Source organism: Bradyrhizobium cosmicum (genome assembly GCF_032290525.1).
In the GTDB taxonomy this organism is placed as follows: domain Bacteria; phylum Pseudomonadota; class Alphaproteobacteria; order Rhizobiales; family Xanthobacteraceae; genus Bradyrhizobium; species Bradyrhizobium cosmicum_A.
On the sequence record NZ_JASXTA010000550.1, the window covers coordinates 1 to 240 of the forward strand.

Sequence of the window (240 nt, forward strand, 5' to 3'; positions counted from 1 at the left end):
TGCTGAAGCTGATGTCAGAGATAACGGGCGGTAATCTCGCCAGTTTCAAGGCGACCGCTGAAATCGAAACAGGCCCGCGATGAAGCGGGCCTGTTGGCATCTGCACCAAGCTGCCGCAATCACCAGCGGTGCCAGTGACGATGATGATGGTGGTGATGGCGATGATGGTGGTGGTGCCAGCGATGCCACCGATGATGATGGTGATGGTAGCCGCGATGGTAGCCGTGATGTCGCCAATGC

Annotated in this window: 1 protein-coding gene; it reads right to left on the bottom strand. The window is 57.9% G+C overall.

The window, feature by feature from the left end; all coding sequences use genetic code 11:
- The coding region (locus QSV46_RS40885) for a hypothetical protein (protein WP_314964453.1) at nt 1-240 on the bottom strand (240 nt) is incomplete at both ends.